Genomic DNA, 16,660 nt, shown 5'->3' on the forward strand with positions numbered 1-16,660 from the left:
AGAGCAGCCCTATGGCCCTTCCTCCGGACAACACTGGCACCTTCATTCCGCCGAACGAAGCGGCCATCGTGACGGCGAGCAACATGACCGAGCTCGAACTCGTCATGCCGGACATGGGCGACGACGATCTGCCCGAGATCGCGATCTTCCTCGTCGCCTGCGCCATGCGCTTCCACAGCGACCCCGGCTTCGTGCAGGAGCAGCTGGAATGGCTCGTGAAGATGCACGACACGGAAGTCGACGAGGGCTTGAAACCCGACGAGCTGAACTCCGCGAATGATGGCTGAGTCGGCTATTCCAGGAACTCGACCGGCGTTCCCTTCTTGACCATTTTCGCGAGCGCCTCGACATCCCAGTTCGTCAGGCGCACGCAACCATTGGAATAAGCCTTACCGACTTTCTCCGGCTCCGGCGTGCCATGGATGCCAAAGGTCTCCACAGACAGATCGATCCAGGTCGAGCCGACGGGATTGTTCGGCCCCGGCTTGATCACGAACTTCTCCTTCGCCTTTACACCCTTGAAGGCATAGTCCGGATTGTAGGTGTAGGTCGGGTTCGGCGCGACGGCGCGCACTTCGTGCGAACCCGTGGGCGCCGGTTTCTCCTCGCTGCCTATGGAAGCGGGATAAACAGCGATTATCTTGCCGTCCTTAGCGAGCGCCCGCAGCACCTTCTCGCTTTTCACCACTTCGATCTTCGCTAGGTCCTTCTTCGCCTGCTCATCGTTCTTCGGATCGTGCATGACATTGGCGACGACGATGGATGTGCCGGCAGCATCGAAGCGCTTGCCGGGATTCAACTCCTTAAGCAGATCCACATCCATATGGAATTTCTCGGCGAGCAACTCCTCCGCGCTGGTATAGGACAGGCGTTCAAGTTTCGCCTGGTCTTCCATCTTGTCGGGAATGGAGGCGAAGGGTCCCTTCACGTCATCTTCTGAAATCGCATACTCGACCAAGGCAGGATCGGATGCGCCTTCATTCAGCTGTGTCCAGAATTCATCGTCGAGTTTGCCATCGACTTTCAGGCCCTTTACCTTCTCGAAAGCCTTGATCGCATTCTGCAGGTTCTCGCCGTTTCGGCCATCGATCACACCGGGTGAAAACCGTGCGCGGTCGAGTAGAACCTGCGCCTTGATCAGAACCGGACTAGTGCCCTTCTCGAGCTTTTCCGATAGACCGGCGGAATTCACGGCATCGAGCGTCAATGTCTCGGAAGCAACCGCGATGCTCGTCAGCCCCACCGCACTCAAAACAACATAACCGAACAGCTTCATCAAATACTCCAGCACTCTCGTCCCGCATGCGGGATGCATGACAAAGTGCGAGCGGCCTTCCTGTTCCCTATGATCATTGGCAAATGCGATAGCCGGCCTTGCGCCCTCTCATGTCGAGGTGGAGATGGTCGCTGTGGTCGGCATCCGCGCCAGGCCCGAGAACGGTCGTGAAGATGGGGCAGGCTTCCTTCCGGATCGCGGACTGGAACGCCGCTTCCGGTGCGCCTTCGTCATGAGCTTTGATCGTCACCGGCGCACGCTTGTCGAACTCGATCCCCATGACATCCAGCGCGTTGCCGAAGGCGTGTTCGCTCGGCTTGGTACCTGAGCGCTGGTCGCGGCATTGATATGATGTACCGATCAAAATCTTCTTCGGCTGTGCCTGAAGATGTTCTTTCGCTTTTGGCAGCAGCACATCATTCGACCATCGCACCAATTCCTCCGCGAGCGAGCATTCCATCAGCGAGCCGGTCGACAGTTGGACGTCGTTGGACAGCCCGGAGACAAGCACGGGATTATCGACCTTGCATGCGTTGTCGAGCACAGGCGGGCGCTTCTCGAAACGAAGGCCGAGTGCTGTGAGTCGCTCGATGCAGGCCGCCGCTTCCGCATCGGCCTGTACATCCTTCTGCTCGGGTTTGGCCTCGACCGGTTTGTCCGATGGCGTTTCAACCGGCACCGGCCTGTCAGGACGCGGCGGTGGCAAGGGTGGCGATGCGGGCTGCGCGAAAGCCGATTGGGCACAGGCGAGCATGATGACGAGCGTTATCGCCTCTATCCACTCCACCACACGAACGCACCTGTGCATGCAACCTCCGATGACTGCACTCAAGCTTTTCTTCGTGCAGACAACCGAAGCGTGCGATCCCGCGTTCCATTTCTCCTTCAGGGTATCTTGTTGAACTCTCGTCGGTGCTCCACGTTCTTCGAATGCCTGCCCGTTCCCGCGGCTTGAACCCATTGGCAGGGCACGGGCGAAAGGATTCTGGATGAGCGCGATTCCGCTTTCGATGATCGGACTGAGCGAAGCGTCGACGATTGCTCCGAAGTTGCACGAGCCAACAGGCCATTATTGCAGCAAGCGGGTCGAGGAGCTGAAAGCCCGGATTGAGGTCCTGCGCGCTCAGTTGAAGGAAGCGGAAGATGAACTTGAGCGCGAGGGAAATCGCGTTCCTGACATCGGCGATTTCGTGCGCTGTCCCCTTACCGGCTTTTTCGGCCAAGTGACGAAGGTCACTCCGCGCCCGCACGGCCGTCCGTGGGTGGAAATTCTTCTCTATCTTGGGGAAGATCTTCCGGGCCATGCCCAGATCGACCTGTTCGGCAACTGGGAAGTGATCGACCGCCCGGGACAGGCCGCGCTCTGACCGCACTACAAATGAGAAGGGCCGCGCCGGACTTTTTCGTCTCGGTCGCAGCCCTTGGCCCGTATTGCCCCTACGGACACTCGTTGACCCCTCAGGGCCTAATTTCGTAAGCTCTCCAACATAACTCTAAATGAGTACACCTTTAGAGTTGGTGTTAACGACTCGGAAAGCAAGAGAGAAGCCCCTAATGTTGAAGCTCGGCCGTTTATTTTTGCCCCTATGGCCGCACCTCAAAGCGCCTCATCATTGAGGCGCTTTTTTCTTTCGAATCGGGTTACCTCGTAGGAAGTAAGCTAAGCAAAAAAACGGCGCCGTCTATTAGGCTGGACGGCCTAGAACGCTGAAAAACACTTATTTCCGGCCAATTTTTATGGCGTCTCGGCGCTCGGCAGGCTCTGCGTATGGCGAAACCATTCAGAGCAGTAACGCTGTAAGTCCCCGGACAGCGTCAAGGTGGAGGAAGCATCCGCCTTCGCCGTTGGAGAGGCGGAGAGAGACGACGCGAGAAGAGCCGCTCCAACACTCGTCCCTGTCGAGCCCGTCGCCGCGATGACCGGTCGCCCGGTTGCTCGATCAAGCGCCTCGATATAAAGCGCATTCCGCGTAAACGGCCCCTCGACGACGATGGGGCCTGAAGCGCCCGTGAGATCGAGGCATGTCTTCGTCATCAAGGCGCAATAGAGAGAAGCGGCCACGTAGGTCTCATCCGCATCGAGACCACCCGGAGCATTCACGATGCGATGCTCGGCATTGGGATAAGGCCCGCATCCCGGCATCACGCTCGGCGTGAGACAGATGCCTTCGTCCACGACACGCCTGATGGCTTCAGCCGTCGCCTTCCCCTGCCCTGCTGTCAGCATCTCGAACTCGCGCCCGCCCATGAAGCGGGCCGATGGCACGGCGCGGCCGAGGGCGTCGACATTCGCCAGAGTGTCGCGTGCGGGGTCCAGATGATCGAGATCGCCGCCGACCGCGAAAAGCACGGCCCATGTGCCGGTGGACACAACCGCGAACGGCGCCTCGCGCTGAAGGAGATGCGGCAGGAGGGATGCGTTGGAATCGTGAATGCCGCAATAGACCGGAACTGACGCGGCCAGCCCGATCTTTTCTGCGATCTCACCAATCACATGGCCCAGGAGGTCCGACGGCTTCTTGAYCGGCGCCAGCTTGCCGGCAATGCCGAGACGTTCGACGAGGCTCGAGAACATGCCCACTCGCGGCAGCCACAGATCCGTGTGGCACCCGAGCGAGGTGACCTCGGTCGCGGCAACGCCTGTCAGGCGCCAGCCCCAATATTGCGGATAGGTGACGATGGTCTGCACCTGCCTGAAGGCTTCAGGGAACGTCGTCTTCTGATAATGAAACTGCGCACCGAGATTGAGCCCTCCCGGCAGCCGGGGTGAAAAGGTCTCCTCGAATGGAGGCCTGATCGCGTCGTAGGCTTCATCGATCTCGGTTGGATAGCGGAACTCGTAGTCGATAACAGGCAGGGCAAGATCATTCTCAGAGAGCAGCGCACCGCTCGCGCCATGAGCGGTGATCGAGATCGCCTCGAACCCGAAATCGGCGTGAAGCTCTTTCAGAGATTGGACAAAGAACGCGAAGATGCCGTCCACATCGAAATGCGGATAGGGGCCATCCGTTAGCACCTTGTTCGGCCTGGTGCGCGCAGCAAGCTCTCGGCCCGCCGCTACATCGACGATCACGGCCTTGACGTTGGTCTTGCCGACATCGAGCACTGCGACTTTCATCGGATCACGCCATATGGAAGACGGTGACGAGCGGCTTTTCCACCGGCGAACTATCCGGATTCGTCACCATGATGTCGGCCATATGGCCCCACCAGCGCTTCATCACCGGATGGTTCGGCAGCTCCGCCATGTTGTGCCGAACTGGGCGCCAGAGCACCGCAAAGAGGATATTGGTCTCAGGGTCGAGATGGATCGAATAATCCTCGACACCCGCATCCTTCAACAGCGCCTCCAGTTCCGGCCAGATCTCGTCATGCCGGCGGCGGTATTCCACCTCCATGCCGGGGTTAAGCTGCATCTTGAACGCATACTTTTCTTTCGTGCTCATGCGGCGGCTCTCGAGCGGATGCGGCGGACGAGGATCGGCAGCGCAATCACGAGGATCAGCAGCAGGCCGATGAATATGGACATGACGATGCCGGGCACGTTGAGAAGCCCTAAGCCGAACGTGACGAGGCCCATGACGATGGCGGCCAGCACGACACCCGGAATGGTGCCCGAGCCGCCGAGGATGCTCACGCCGCCCAGCACCGCCATGGTGATGGCTTCAAGCTCCCAGCCTGCGGCGATGGTGTGCCGGGTGGAGCCGAGGCGCGATGTAAGGCACACAGCAGCAAAGCCGCTCATCAGGCCCGTCATGAGAAACAGGGTGAACTTGGTACGCCGGACGGGAATGCCGGAGAACTGCGCGGCGAAGGCATTGTTGCCGATGGCATAGATCCAGCGCCCGAACGTCGTCTTGTGCAGCAGGATGCCGAAGAGGATGGCAAAGACGACGAAAGCCACCATCTCGAAGGTCACGACCTCGAAGCCCGGCAAAGTCGGCCACCAGGAAAAGTCCGACATGTAGCCCTGGCCGAACCAGGCGAAGCTCGCCGGATAGCCGCCATAGGCCCGATCGCCGAGGACGATCTGCGCGATGCCGCGGAACAGGCTCATGGTGCCGATGGTCACCACGATGGACGGCAGGCCGATGCGCGCCACGAGCAACCCGTTGAACGCGCCGCAGAGAACGCCGACGCTGAGCCCGATGCCAACCAGGGCGGGCGTCTGGAAGCCGACCTGCGCGGCCGCGCCCATGGCTGTTGAGGCAAGTGCGATGATGGCCGCCACCGACAGGTCGATTTCCCCTGAGATGATCAGCAGAGTCATCGCGAAGGCGATCATCGCCTTCTCGGTGAAGTTATAGGTAGCGTCCGACAGGTTCCACGGATCGAGGAAGTGCGGGGATGCCAGCGAGTTGGCGATGAAGATCGAGATGGCGACTGCGACCAGCAGCGCCTCCCAGCTTCCCACCAGCCGCCCGATGGGCGTGGAGAGCTTGTCCGGAATGTGCCGCACGGGCTGCTTCTCGGCTGCGAGCGTGGTCATGCGGCTGCTCCTTCGACGGGGGTCTCGACGCGCACGGGGCGAGCCTTCGCGGCATCGCGCAGGATGAGGCGGCCCTTGCGGCGCTCCTGGCGGGCGTTGAAGAGCACGGCGACGATGATCACGAACCCGGAGATCGCCATCTGCCAGAAGGGCGAGATGTCGATAACCGGAAGGGCATTCTTGATCACGCCGAGGAACAGCGCACCCAGTACGGCGCCACCCACGGAGCCGATACCGCCAAGGGTGGATATGCCGCCGATGACGCAGGCTGCCACCGTATCGAGCTCGAAGCCCGCCGCGATATCGACATAAGCTACCGCGTAGCGCGACACCCAGAGATAACCGCAGAGGCCGGCCAGCGCACCGGAGAGCACGAAGGCGAAGAATTTCGTGCGGCCCACATCGACGCCCGCATAGAGCGCCGCCGTGGGATTGCCGCCTGCGGCATAGAGCGAGCGCCCGAAGACCGTGCGCATGAACACCACGCTGATGATCGCGATCACGAGGATCGCCGTCCATCCGAGCAGGGGCAGGCCGAGCACCGGCAGGCGTGGCGTGTTGAGGAAGACGGGCGTCATCTGGGTCTGGTTGACCCAGGCACCGCCCGAGAGCACGAAGGCCATGCCGCGATAGATCGTGAGCGTGCCTAGTGTCGCCACGATGGCGGGAATGCCGATCTTCCACACCATGAATCCGTTGATGGCGCCGAGCATGGCACCGATGCCGAGCGCTGCTGCGATCAGCAGCGGCAGCGGAATGCCGGGGAAAGCCGCGTTCAGCATCGCGACCGCCATGCCCGTGAAGGACAGGTTGGCGGCAACGGACAGATCGATAGACTTGGTGAGGATCACCGCCATCTGGCCGAGCGCCAGGATGATCAGGATCGAGGTGTCGTTGAAGATGTTCGCGAGGCTCTTGGGCGAAGCGAAGCCCGGCGCGCGTAAGGTGAAGGCTGCGATCAGGACCATGATGATCGCCACCAGCAGGAGTTCGCGGTATTTCAGGATACGGCTCATCGCGTCTGTCTTCCCATCACTCATTGCCGGTGGCGGCGCGCACCAGTGTCTCGGCATCGAGCCCGTCACGCTCCCAGATTCCGGCCATGCGGCCTTCCTTCATCACGAGAACCCGGTCAGACATGCCGAGGATCTCGGGCAGTTCGGAGGACACCATGATCACGCTGAGGCCCTCGCTTGCCAACTCGCTCATGAAGGCGTGCACGGCAGCCTTGGAGCCGATGTCGATGCCCTTGGTCGGCTCATCGAGAATGATGACCTTGGGCCTGGTCGCGAGCCATTTGCCGATGACCACCTTCTGCTGATTGCCGCCCGACAGCGTGCCGACCGGCACGGATAAGGCGGCCGCGCGCAGATCGAGCCGCTCCGCATAGCGGCGTGCGAGGGCAAGCTCCTCGGCCTGACGCAGGAATCCCGCCCTCGTCGTCTTGCTTAAAGTGGCCATGGAGAAGTTCTGGAAGATTGGCATCTGAAGCACGATGCCATGGCGGCCCCGTTCCTCCGGCACATAGACGATGCCGGCCGAGATCGCGTCCGACGGCGAGCGAATTTCGATGACGCTGCCTTCAAGCTCGACGCTGCCCGCGCTCGGGTGCGTGATGCCGAAAAGGGACTGGCAGAACTCCGACCGCCCTGCCCCGACAAGACCGTAAAGGCCGAGGATTTCGCCCCGGCGCAGAGCGAAGGAAATGTTGTCGAACTCGGTCGGGTGGGAGTAATCCGACACCTTCAGAACGGTGTCCCCGACAGCCACGTCGATCTTAGGGAATACGTGATCGACCGAGCGGCCGACCATCATTTTCACGATCTCGTCCTGACTCGTTTGAGCCAGCGACCCGGAGCCGATGGAGCGCCCATCGCGGAAAACCACGAAGCGTTCGGCGATCTCGTAAACCTCTTCGAACTTGTGGCTGATGAACAGGATCGCCTTGCCCTGCTTCTTCAGCCGCTCGATGATGCGGAAGAGATCCTCTACTTCCTTGTAGGAGAGCGCCGCCGTCGGCTCGTCCATGATGACGACGCGGGCCTCGACGGAGAGAGCGCGCGCGATGGCAACCAAGTGGCGCTGCGCGATCGAGAGGTCTTTGAGCCGCGTATAGGGGCTGATCGGCGCATCGATGGAGGTGAGCAAGGCCCCTGCCCGCGCATTCATGGCCTTCCAGTTCACGAGGCCCAGACGGTTGCGCGGCGCATGGCCGAGAAAGATGTTTTCGGCGACGGAGAGTTCGTCGAACAGCACGGTTTCCTGATGGATCGCCGTGATGCCGCTGCGGATGGCGGATTCCGCATTAGCGAAATGGACAGTTGAACCATCGACGACAATCTCGCCGCTATCCGGCTGGTAGATGCCGGTCAGAATCTTGACGAGCGTGGATTTTCCCGCACCGTTCTCGCCGATCAGCGCCGTCACGGTTCCGGGGTAGAGCGCGATATTGACGTTATCGAGCGCCTTCACACCAGGAAAGGACTTGGAAATGCCGCGCATTTCCAGGAGCGGAACGGAATCGTGAGGAACGGCCTGTACGACAGACATGGGAACTCCCGCCGTTTATTCGAAAATGAGCAAGAAAGGCGCGGATTGACCGCGCCTTTCCCCGAAGCGCTTTCAGATCTCAGAAGATCTTGGCGAACTCGTCCACATTGCTCTTGTTGTAGACGAAGGGGTCGGCCATGGCGGCTTCGCCGTTGTCGCCGATCTTGATCTTGCCCATGCGGCCGGCATTGATCTCGGAACCGGGCTTGCCGTCGGTCTCCTTCTTGGCGAGACGGTAAGCGAGCTGCGTCGCGGTATAGCCGAGGTCGATCGGGTTCCAGATCGCGAATTCCTTCGTCGCGCCCGAATGCACAGCGCCGGCCATCTCGGACGGCAGGCCGAGGCCGGTCACGTAGACCTGACCGATCTTGCCAGCATCCTTCACGGCCTGCGAAGCCGCAAGTACGCCAACCGTCGTCGGAGCCACGATCACCTTCATGTTCGGCTGCGAGGTGAGCAGGCCCTGCGCTTCGCGGTAGCTCTTGTCGGCGAGGTCATCGCCATAGACGGTCGTGACGAGATTCAGGCCGGGATACTTCGGCAGCTGCTTCTTCATCTCGGCGATCCAGACATTCTGGTTGGTCGAGGTGGAGGTCGCCGACAGGATGGCGAAGTCGCCCTTGCCATCCGGCAGGTGGTCGGCGGCGAGCTTCAGGCACATATTGCCGATCAGCTCGTTCGACGACGGGTTCAGGTGGAGGATGCGGCCGTCCTTGTTGACGCCGGAATCCCACGAAATCACCTTGATGCCGCGCTGCATGGCCTTCTTCAGGGCCGGAACAACGGCGTCGGGATCGTTAGCCGAAATCGCGATGGCATCGACTTTCTGCGCGATGAGCGCGTTGATTACTTCGATCTGGCCCTCGGCCGTGGTCGAGGTTGGGCCGGTATAGATGATGTCGACGCCGCCGAGTTCCTTGGCGGCCTGCTGAGCGCCCTTGTTGGCGGCCTCGAAGAAGCCGTTGCCGAGGGACTTCACCACAAGGCCGATCTTGAGGTTCTCGGCGCTGGCAGCACCCGTGAGAAGAGCGAGGCCCAGGGCCGTCCCAGCAGCAAGTTTCGCGAATAGTTTCATGTTCTTCCTCCCGTTCCAAAACACCTCCGGCGGACTTCACGCCGCCGATGAGGATTCCTGTGTCGCCTCCGTTGCCGAGACCCTGGCGACGATCAGCTTGATGCCCGCATCCTCGATCATCGCGCGCGCCTGATCCGGAATGCCGTCATCGGTGATCAGCGTGGAAACGCGATTGAGGGGGCAGAGAATGAGACTGGAACGGCGCTGGAATTTGGTGGAATCCACCATCAGCACCAGCTCGTCCGCTTGGTTGATGAGCTTCTGCTCGGCCTGGATGATCAGCGCATCCTGCTCCATCACACCGAGCGTGCCGACGCCTTGGGCACCCATGAACATGCGGCGCGCGTAGAAATTGCGCGTCACGTCATTGTCGAAGGGCGAGAGAATGATGCTCTGGTCGCGATAGACCGAGCCGCCGGGTAGCATCACCTGGTTCTTGGAATGCTTGATCAGATGTTCCGCGATCGCAAAGGAATTGGTGAAGACCTGCATCCGGCGCGTCGAGAGATAATGCACCATCTGGAACGTAGTCGTTCCGCCATTGATGATGATGGCATCGCCGTCGCTACACAGAGCCACGGCCTCGCGGGCGATTGCGCGCTTCTTGGCGCTGTTCTCGCCTTCCGACACGCGAAATGGCTTGGCAGCCAGCGGGCTGATCTGCTGCGGATGCAGGGCTTCGGCCCCGCCGCGAACACGGCGCAGGCGCCCCTGGACGTGAAGGGCCGCGATATCCCGCCGGATCGTCGCCTCGGAGGCTTCCGTCAGCTCCACCAGATCCTGGATGGTTGCGACGGGTCTCTCCTGAACGAGGCTAAGAATGATCCGATGCCTTTCACGTTCGTGCATATTTCCTCACCTGAGTGCCAATGAAACGAGCAGGATCATCAAGAGGCCATCAAATCCGCTTACAGGCAACACTAGGGTCTTGGAGAATCCCAAAATCGTCAATCATTTCCGGTCTTATCCCTTCGTATAATGACAGTATTTGAGCGCTTTTGACCGGTTTTGGTTGACAAGGATCGGAGTCTCGCGAATGTTCTGCGCCTAATTGTGAGGCATGCGCGCCTAGTTCAGCTTGGCAGGAGGAACCCGTGGATACTGCGACGCAAACCGTAAAGCTGCTCGACAACAAGTGGGATGACGCGAAGGCCGCGACGTTCGATGAGCCGGGCCTGCTGCTCTATCGCTCCAACCTGCTCGGCGCCGACAAGCGCATCACCAATTACGGTGGCGGCAACACCTCGGCCAAGGTGACAGAAACCGATCCGCTCACCGGCGGCCAAGTCAAGGTTCTGTGGGTGAAGGGTTCCGGCRGCGATGTCGGCACCATCAAGCTCGATGGCTTCGCCACCCTCTATATGGACAAGCTGCTGTCGCTGAAGACGATTTATAAGGGCGTCGAGGACGAGGACCGCATGGTGGGCTTCCTGCCCCATGCGACCTTCAATCTGAACACTCGCGCGGCCTCCATCGACACGCCCCTGCACGGCTTCCTGCCCTACAAGCATGTGGACCACATGCACCCGGATGCGATCATCGCGATCGCCGCCTCCAAGAATTCCCGGGAGCTGACGCAGCAGATTTTTGGTAACGAGATCGGCTGGCTACCCTGGCGTCGCCCCGGCTTCCAGCTCGGTCTCGATCTCGAAGCCTTCGCCAAGGCCAACCCGAAGGCCAAGGGCGTCGTACTCGAAAGCCATGGCCTCTTCACCTGGGCCGACAACGCCAAGGATTGTTACGAGCTGACGCTCCGCATCATCAACAAGGCCATCACGTGGTTCGCGCAGCAGACCGCCAGTAAGGCGGCCTTCGGCGGAGCAGTGACCACGAGCCTCTCCGTTGAGGAGCGCCGCAAGATCGCCGCGCGCCTGATGCCGGAAATCCGCGGCAAGATCGGCCAAGAGGAGCGCAAGCTCGGGCACTTCGACGATCAGGACGCGGTGCTCGAATTCGTCAATTCCGCCAACCTGAAGCCCCTTGCTCAGCTCGGCACCAGCTGCCCGGATCACTTCCTGCGCACCAAGATCCGTCCGCTCGTGCTCGAATTCGATCCGAAGTCGCCGAACATCGACGCCGTGGTGGCTGATCTCGATGCCGCGCTCGACGCCTATCGCGCCGATTACACGCGCTATTATGAGCAGTGCAAGCATGCCAACAGCCCGAAGATGCGCGATCCGAACCCGGTGATATTCCTCATTCCCGGCGTCGGCATGCTCTCCTTTGCTCGCGACAAGGCCACCGCCCGCATCGCCAGCGAGTTCTATGTGAACGCCATCAACGTGATGCGCGGCGCGTCCTCAGTTTCCGAGTATCAGGGCCTGCCTGAGCAGGAAGCCTTCGATATCGAGTACTGGCTCCTCGAGGAAGCTAAGCTCCAGCGCATGCCTAGACCTAAGAGCCTTGCGGGCCGCGTGGCCTTCATCACCGGCGGCGCGGGCGGCATCGGCCGTGCGACGGCCGAGCGGCTGATGGCCGAGGGTGCCTCCGTGGTTCTGGCGGATATCGACCAAGAATCGCTCAGCGGCACGGTGGACGAGTTCGGCAAGCGCTTCGGCAAGGATGTTGTTCGCGGCCTAAAGCTCAACGTCACGAGCGAGAACGAGGTTCTCACCTCCTTCATCGAAGCCTCGGTCGAGTTCGGCGGCATCGACATTCTGGTGTCGAATGCGGGCATCGCCTCCTCGGCTCCGGTTGAGGACACCGACCTCGCCATGTGGAACAAGAACATGGACATTCTCGCGACCGGCTATTTCCTGGTCTCCCGCGAGGCGTTCCGCCTGTTCCGCCGTCAGAAGCTCGGTGGCAACATCGTGTTCGTGGCCTCCAAGAACGGCCTCGCCTCCTCTCCCAACGCCTCCGCCTATTGCACTGCCAAGGCCGCCGAGATCCATCTCGCCCGCTGCCTGGCGCTGGAAGGCGCTGACGTCGGCATTCGCGTCAACACGGTCAACCCGGATGCGGTGCTGCGCGGCTCCAAGATCTGGTCGGGCGAGTGGCGCGAGCAGCGCGCGGCGTCATCGAAGCTCGCCGTCGACGAGCTGGAGGAGCATTATCGCAAGCGCTCCCTGCTGAAGCTGAACGTGTTCCCGGAGGATATCGCGGAAGCCATATACTTCCTCGCCTCCGACGCCTCGGCAAAGTCCACCGGCAATATCGTCAATGTGGATGCCGGCAACGCCATGTCGTTCACGCGCTAAGACCGGACCGGGGAGGAAACCATGGCAGAACAGAAGATCCGGGCCGAGATCGTCGCCGCCGACAACGAGAAGCGCAACAGCGCCTTGAAGGCGGACTACGATGCTCTCGGGGCAAAGCTCGCCCGCGATGGCATCAGCATCGACGCGATCACCGAGAAGGTGGGGCAGTTCTTTGTGGCCGTGCCCTCCTGGGGCGTGGGCACGGGCGGCACCCGCTTCGCCCGTTTCCCCGGCATGGGCGAGCCGCGCAACATTTTCGACAAGCTCGATGATTGCGCGGTAATCCATCAGCTCACGCAGGCGACGCCCAACGTCTCCCTGCATATCCCGTGGGACAAGGTGGACGATCCGCGCCGGCTGAAAACCCATGCGAATGCGCTGGGTCTCGGCTTCGACGCCATGAACTCCAACACCTTCTCCGACGCGCCGGGGCAGGAGCACAGCTACAAATACGGCTCGCTCAGCCACGCGGATGCGGCGACCCGCCAGCAGGCGGTGGAGCACAACATCGAGTGCATCGAGATCGGCGAGGCCATCGGCTCCAAGGCGCTGACCGTGTGGATCGGCGACGGTTCGAACTTTCCGGGCCAGACCAACTTCACCCGCAGCTTCGAGCGCTATCTCGACGCCATGAAAGCGATTTACCAGCGACTGCCCGGCGACTGGCGCATCTTCTCCGAGCACAAAATGTACGAGCCGGCCTTCTATTCCACGGTCGTGCAGGATTGGGGCACCAACTACCTCATCGCTACGGAACTCGGCGAGAAGGCCTATTGCCTCGTGGACCTCGGCCACCATGCGCCGAACGTGAATATCGAGATGATCGTGGCGCGCCTCATCCAGTTCGACAAGCTGGGCGGCTTCCACTTCAACGACTCGAAATACGGCGACGACGATCTGGATACCGGCTCCATCGATCCCTACCGCCTGTTCCTCGTCTTCAACGAGTTGGTGGATGCGGAGCATCGCAACGTGCCGGACTTCCACCCGGCCCACATGATCGACCAGTCGCACAACGTGACGGACCCGATCGAAAGCCTGATCCGCAGCGCCAACGAGATCCGCCGCGCCTATGCGCAGGCGCTGATCGTGGACCGGAAAGCCCTTGATAGCTATCAGGAATCGAACGACGCCCTGATGGCATCCGAGACCTTGAAGAACGGTTTCCGCACTGATGTGGAGCCGATCCTCGCCATGGCCCGCCTGAAGGCCGGAGGCGCCATCGATCCGGTCGCCGCATATCGCGCCAGCGGCTATCGCGCGCAGATCGGCAAGGAGCGCCCCGCGGTCGTGGGTGGCAGCGGCGGCATCGTCTGACGCCGCCCGCACCTCGCATCTGGAGTCAGAGATGAAAACGGTCACGAGCATCGAGGATCTGCGCGAACTTCATCGCCGGCGCACGCCGCGTGCCTTCTTCGATTATTGCGACCGTGGCTCCTATGCCGAGGAAACCCTGGAGGCCAACCGCCGCGACCTGAAAGCGCTTACCCTGCGCCAGCGCGTGATGGTGGATGTGGGCAATCGCTCGACGGAGACGACTATTCTCGGCGTCACGCGCGCCCTGCCCTTCGGGCTTGCGCCCGTGGGCCTGACGGGCATGCAGCATGGCGACGGCGAGATCCTCGCGGCAAAAGCCGCCGAGGCCGCCAACATTCCGTTTACCCTGTCCACCATGTCGATCTGCTCAATCGAGGATGTGGCGGCGGCGACCACGGCACCGTTCTGGTTCCAGCTCTACGTGATGCGCGACCGTGGCTTTGCCGAGTCTCTCGTAGGGCGGGCCCATGCCGCGAAGTGCAGCGCGCTCGTCCTTACCCTCGACCTTCAGGTGCAGGGCCAGCGGCACAACGACATCAAGAACGGCATGACCGTGCCGCCCCGCGTGACGCTCAAGAACGTGTTCGACGTAGCCACTAAGCCCGCCTGGGCGCTGAGCGTGCTGCGCGGTAAGCGCAAGACCTTCGGCAATCTGGAAGGCGTGAAGGGCATGTCGGCGGCGACATCCCTCGCCGCCTGGATCTCCACCCAGTTTGATCCGACGCTGAACTGGGACGACGTGGCCTGGATCCGCAGGATATGGCCGGGCAAGCTGATCCTGAAAGGCGTTCTCGACGTGGAGGATGCCCGCAAGGCTGCCGGCACGGGCGCGGATGCCATCGTGGTGTCGAACCATGGCGGCCGCCAGCTTGATGGCGCACCCTCGGCCATTTCCATGTTGCCGCCCATCGCCGAGGCGGTCGGCGATCAGGTGGAGGTGATGTTCGACAGCGGCATCCGCTCCGGCCAGGATATCGTGCGCGCCATCGCGCTCGGCGCGAAATCCTGCCTGATCGGGCGCGCTTTCAACTATGGCCTCGGGGCCGGTGGACAGGCAGGAGTCGAGAAGGCCATCAACATCATCGCGCGGGAACTCGACGTCACCATGGCGCTCACGGGACGGCGCACGATTGCGGAGATCGATCGGACCGTCCTGATGGCGTAAGAGCCGCCGGATCGGCGGCTCAGGCAACGCCTTTCAAGGAACTATCGTTCGAACCGGTTTCTCCCTTGTCCTTTCGAATGATGCTGATGGAGCCGTCGCCCTCGATATAGGCCCGCTTCACCTCGGACGAGTGTTCGACACCCTGCTGGCGAAGCTGGCTGTCCAGCTCCTCCGTCGTGATCATCTCCTGGCGCATGTTCCTGAAGATCATCTTGCCGTCTTCGATCAGCAGGAGCGGCGCCGGTCGGGTCAGGCGCTGGAGTGCGGGAAAGCGGTATCCGAGCCAATCGACCGCGTAATTCCAGAACACGATAGTGAGAATGAGGACTCCGCCTTCGGTGATGGACTTGTATTCGCTCGCCATGGCGTTCTGCGCCGCATCCGCGATGAGGACGATCACCAGCAGATCCGCGATCCCGATCACGCCCGATTGCCGCTTGAGGAAGAATCGCAGGATCAGGAACAGCATGATGTAGGTCAGCGTCCCGCGAAGGATGATCTCGAAGATCGGATGGGTCGGGATGAACAATTCCTGCCAGTCGATCATGATCGCTCCTCTTAAGCTCTATGCGCAGGACGGAAGAAGGAAGGCGGGCACCGCGTGCCATATGAGCACGACCAGCGAGAAAGCGTTGATCAGGACGCCCGCCTGACTCATGAAGAGATCCGCAGGCGCCACCGGCTGATCCCGCACCTGCCGATAGATTCGCAGCGAGATGAGCAAGAAAATCGCGGTGGCGGCGAGCATGAGAAGCGTGGTCGCCAAAATCGTCGCCGGCACGACCCGAAAGCCCAGCAATGTCGCATCCGCCCATCCCCGTCCGCAGAGGGTCGAGGTGACGCCGTAGATCACCGTGAACTGCACCGCCCAGGCAAGGAGCCCGCCGAGCATCAGGAGAACCTGGATCGTCCGCCGCCCGGTCATGCTAGAGGCCTCCAGTCAGACGCGGGAAGCCGTGGGCGACAAGTAGGCCGACGAGGCCCTGGCCCACGGTGTAGTACCAGAACAGCATGGTGTTATCGAAGGTCGTCCGGCGGATGCTGTCGAGCTTGCCGGTGAGCCAGCGGGCGATGGTGTAAAGCCCCATGATGACCGTCGTCATGACGAAGAAGATCTGAAGCGAGATGATCGCATAGACCGTCGCGCCATAGGCATGGGTGGATGGGCTCAAACCCGCCTGCCATTGCGACCACAGATCCACCGCCGATGCAGCCCCGACGAGCACGAGCGCGATCCCGATCAGGATAGGCACCGCGCGCGGCGAACGGCGGTCATCGCCTCTCAAGGTGCGGCTGGCAATGGCGATTAGGCTCGCGCTTGCCACATAGAGACCGGCGGACGCTGCCGACCACAGCCATTCAGGGATGACGGTTCCTGGCGTAGGCCACGCGCCCGGGTTCACGAGCCACAGGAAGAGATAGGAGAAGATCAGGCAGGTGAAGACCATTCCCGATACGACCATGAGCACGATCATCGCCCACCAGGAATGGTTCATCGGCCCGGTGACATAGACAGGCAGCACATAGCCGCCGCCGATATCGGCGGCAGGCCGCACGGGGCCGGGGTCCGTCTCCCACAGCCACCAGA

Annotated in this window: 16 protein-coding genes and 1 pseudogene; 5 read left to right on the top strand and 12 right to left on the bottom strand. The window is 61.5% G+C overall.

Features of this window, described 5'->3' with window-relative positions; translation table 11 throughout:
• Positions 1 to 11 precede the first annotated feature (11 nt).
• On the top strand, positions 12 to 287 hold the full coding sequence (locus tag ACXJKO_RS11230; RefSeq protein WP_457091175.1) for a hypothetical protein: 276 nt from the start codon (positions 12 to 14) through the stop codon (positions 285 to 287).
• A gap of 5 nt (positions 288 to 292) precedes the next feature.
• On the opposite strand, the gene ACXJKO_RS11235 is transcribed toward ACXJKO_RS11230, so the two are convergent.
• Together ACXJKO_RS11235 and ACXJKO_RS11240 are read right to left on the bottom strand one after the other, a co-directional pair.
• Complete coding sequence (locus ACXJKO_RS11235; protein WP_457091176.1) at positions 293 to 1,276, bottom strand: L,D-transpeptidase family protein; 984 nt, start codon at positions 1,274 to 1,276, stop codon at positions 293 to 295.
• Between the two features lie 73 nt (positions 1,277 to 1,349).
• Complete coding sequence (locus tag ACXJKO_RS11240) at positions 1,350 to 2,084, bottom strand: extensin-like domain-containing protein (RefSeq protein ID WP_457091177.1); 735 nt, start codon at positions 2,082 to 2,084, stop codon at positions 1,350 to 1,352.
• 181 nt (positions 2,085 to 2,265) lie between these two features.
• Between ACXJKO_RS11240 and ACXJKO_RS11245 the strand changes: the two genes are divergently transcribed.
• Entirely contained in the window at positions 2,266 to 2,643 is a 378-nt protein-coding gene (locus ACXJKO_RS11245) for a hypothetical protein (RefSeq protein WP_457091178.1), read from the top strand.
• A gap of 368 nt (positions 2,644 to 3,011) precedes the next feature.
• On the opposite strand, the gene ACXJKO_RS11250 is transcribed toward ACXJKO_RS11245, so the two are convergent.
• The 7 genes from ACXJKO_RS11250 to ACXJKO_RS11280 all read right to left on the bottom strand — a co-directional run bounded on the left by ACXJKO_RS11250 (position 3,012) and on the right by ACXJKO_RS11280 (position 10,239).
• Positions 3,012 to 4,394 carry an FGGY-family carbohydrate kinase gene (locus tag ACXJKO_RS11250; protein ID WP_457091179.1) on the bottom strand — a complete coding sequence of 461 codons (1,383 nt, stop codon included), beginning with the start codon at positions 4,392 to 4,394 and terminating at the stop codon, positions 3,012 to 3,014.
• Between the two features lie 4 nt (positions 4,395 to 4,398).
• Positions 4,399 to 4,722 (bottom strand): L-rhamnose mutarotase, encoded by a 324-nt coding sequence (rhaM, locus tag ACXJKO_RS11255; protein WP_457091180.1) that lies wholly within the window; start codon positions 4,720 to 4,722, stop codon positions 4,399 to 4,401.
• On the bottom strand, positions 4,719 to 5,765 hold the full coding sequence (locus ACXJKO_RS11260; protein WP_457091181.1) for an ABC transporter permease: 1,047 nt from the start codon (positions 5,763 to 5,765) through the stop codon (positions 4,719 to 4,721). The genes rhaM and ACXJKO_RS11260 overlap by 4 nt, the downstream gene beginning before the upstream one ends.
• Positions 5,762 to 6,781, bottom strand: coding sequence for an ABC transporter permease (locus tag ACXJKO_RS11265; protein WP_457091182.1), 1,020 nt, complete (start codon positions 6,779 to 6,781; stop codon positions 5,762 to 5,764). Before ACXJKO_RS11265 ends, ACXJKO_RS11260 begins: the two co-directional genes overlap by 4 nt.
• A gap of 16 nt (positions 6,782 to 6,797) precedes the next feature.
• Entirely contained in the window at positions 6,798 to 8,315 is a 1,518-nt protein-coding gene (locus ACXJKO_RS11270) for a sugar ABC transporter ATP-binding protein (protein WP_457091183.1), read from the bottom strand.
• 79 nt (positions 8,316 to 8,394) lie between these two features.
• Positions 8,395 to 9,390 carry a rhamnose ABC transporter substrate-binding protein gene (rhaS, locus tag ACXJKO_RS11275; protein ID WP_457091184.1) on the bottom strand — a complete coding sequence of 332 codons (996 nt, stop codon included), beginning with the start codon at positions 9,388 to 9,390 and terminating at the stop codon, positions 8,395 to 8,397.
• Between the two features lie 36 nt (positions 9,391 to 9,426).
• Entirely contained in the window at positions 9,427 to 10,239 is an 813-nt protein-coding gene (locus tag ACXJKO_RS11280; RefSeq protein WP_457091185.1) for a DeoR/GlpR family DNA-binding transcription regulator, read from the bottom strand.
• A 245-nt stretch (positions 10,240 to 10,484) separates the two neighbouring features.
• Between ACXJKO_RS11280 and ACXJKO_RS11285 the strand changes: the two genes are divergently transcribed.
• Genes ACXJKO_RS11285 through ACXJKO_RS11295 form a run of 3 tightly spaced genes read left to right on the top strand, consistent with a single transcriptional unit; the run spans position 10,485 to position 15,072 of the window.
• Entirely contained in the window at positions 10,485 to 12,590 is a 2,106-nt protein-coding gene (locus ACXJKO_RS11285; RefSeq protein ID WP_457091186.1) for a bifunctional rhamnulose-1-phosphate aldolase/short-chain dehydrogenase, read from the top strand.
• A gap of 21 nt (positions 12,591 to 12,611) precedes the next feature.
• Entirely contained in the window at positions 12,612 to 13,907 is a 1,296-nt protein-coding gene (gene rhaI, locus ACXJKO_RS11290; RefSeq protein WP_457091187.1) for an L-rhamnose catabolism isomerase, read from the top strand.
• A 31-nt stretch (positions 13,908 to 13,938) separates the two neighbouring features.
• On the top strand, positions 13,939 to 15,072 hold the full coding sequence (locus ACXJKO_RS11295) for an alpha-hydroxy acid oxidase (RefSeq protein ID WP_457091188.1): 1,134 nt from the start codon (positions 13,939 to 13,941) through the stop codon (positions 15,070 to 15,072).
• A gap of 19 nt (positions 15,073 to 15,091) precedes the next feature.
• On the opposite strand, the gene ACXJKO_RS11300 is transcribed toward ACXJKO_RS11295, so the two are convergent.
• The 3 genes and pseudogenes from ACXJKO_RS11300 to ACXJKO_RS11310 form a co-directional block, all read right to left on the bottom strand.
• On the bottom strand, positions 15,092 to 15,619 hold the full coding sequence (locus ACXJKO_RS11300; protein ID WP_457091189.1) for a DUF421 domain-containing protein: 528 nt from the start codon (positions 15,617 to 15,619) through the stop codon (positions 15,092 to 15,094).
• Positions 15,620 to 15,637: 18 nt separating this feature from the next.
• Positions 15,638 to 15,997, bottom strand: coding sequence for a hypothetical protein (locus ACXJKO_RS11305; RefSeq protein ID WP_457091190.1), 360 nt, complete (start codon positions 15,995 to 15,997; stop codon positions 15,638 to 15,640).
• Position 15,998: 1 nt separating this feature from the next.
• Positions 15,999 to 16,660: pseudogene (locus tag ACXJKO_RS11310) on the bottom strand (cytochrome ubiquinol oxidase subunit I); the annotation flags it as partial.

This window comes from Microvirga sp. P5_D2 (genome assembly GCF_054049475.1).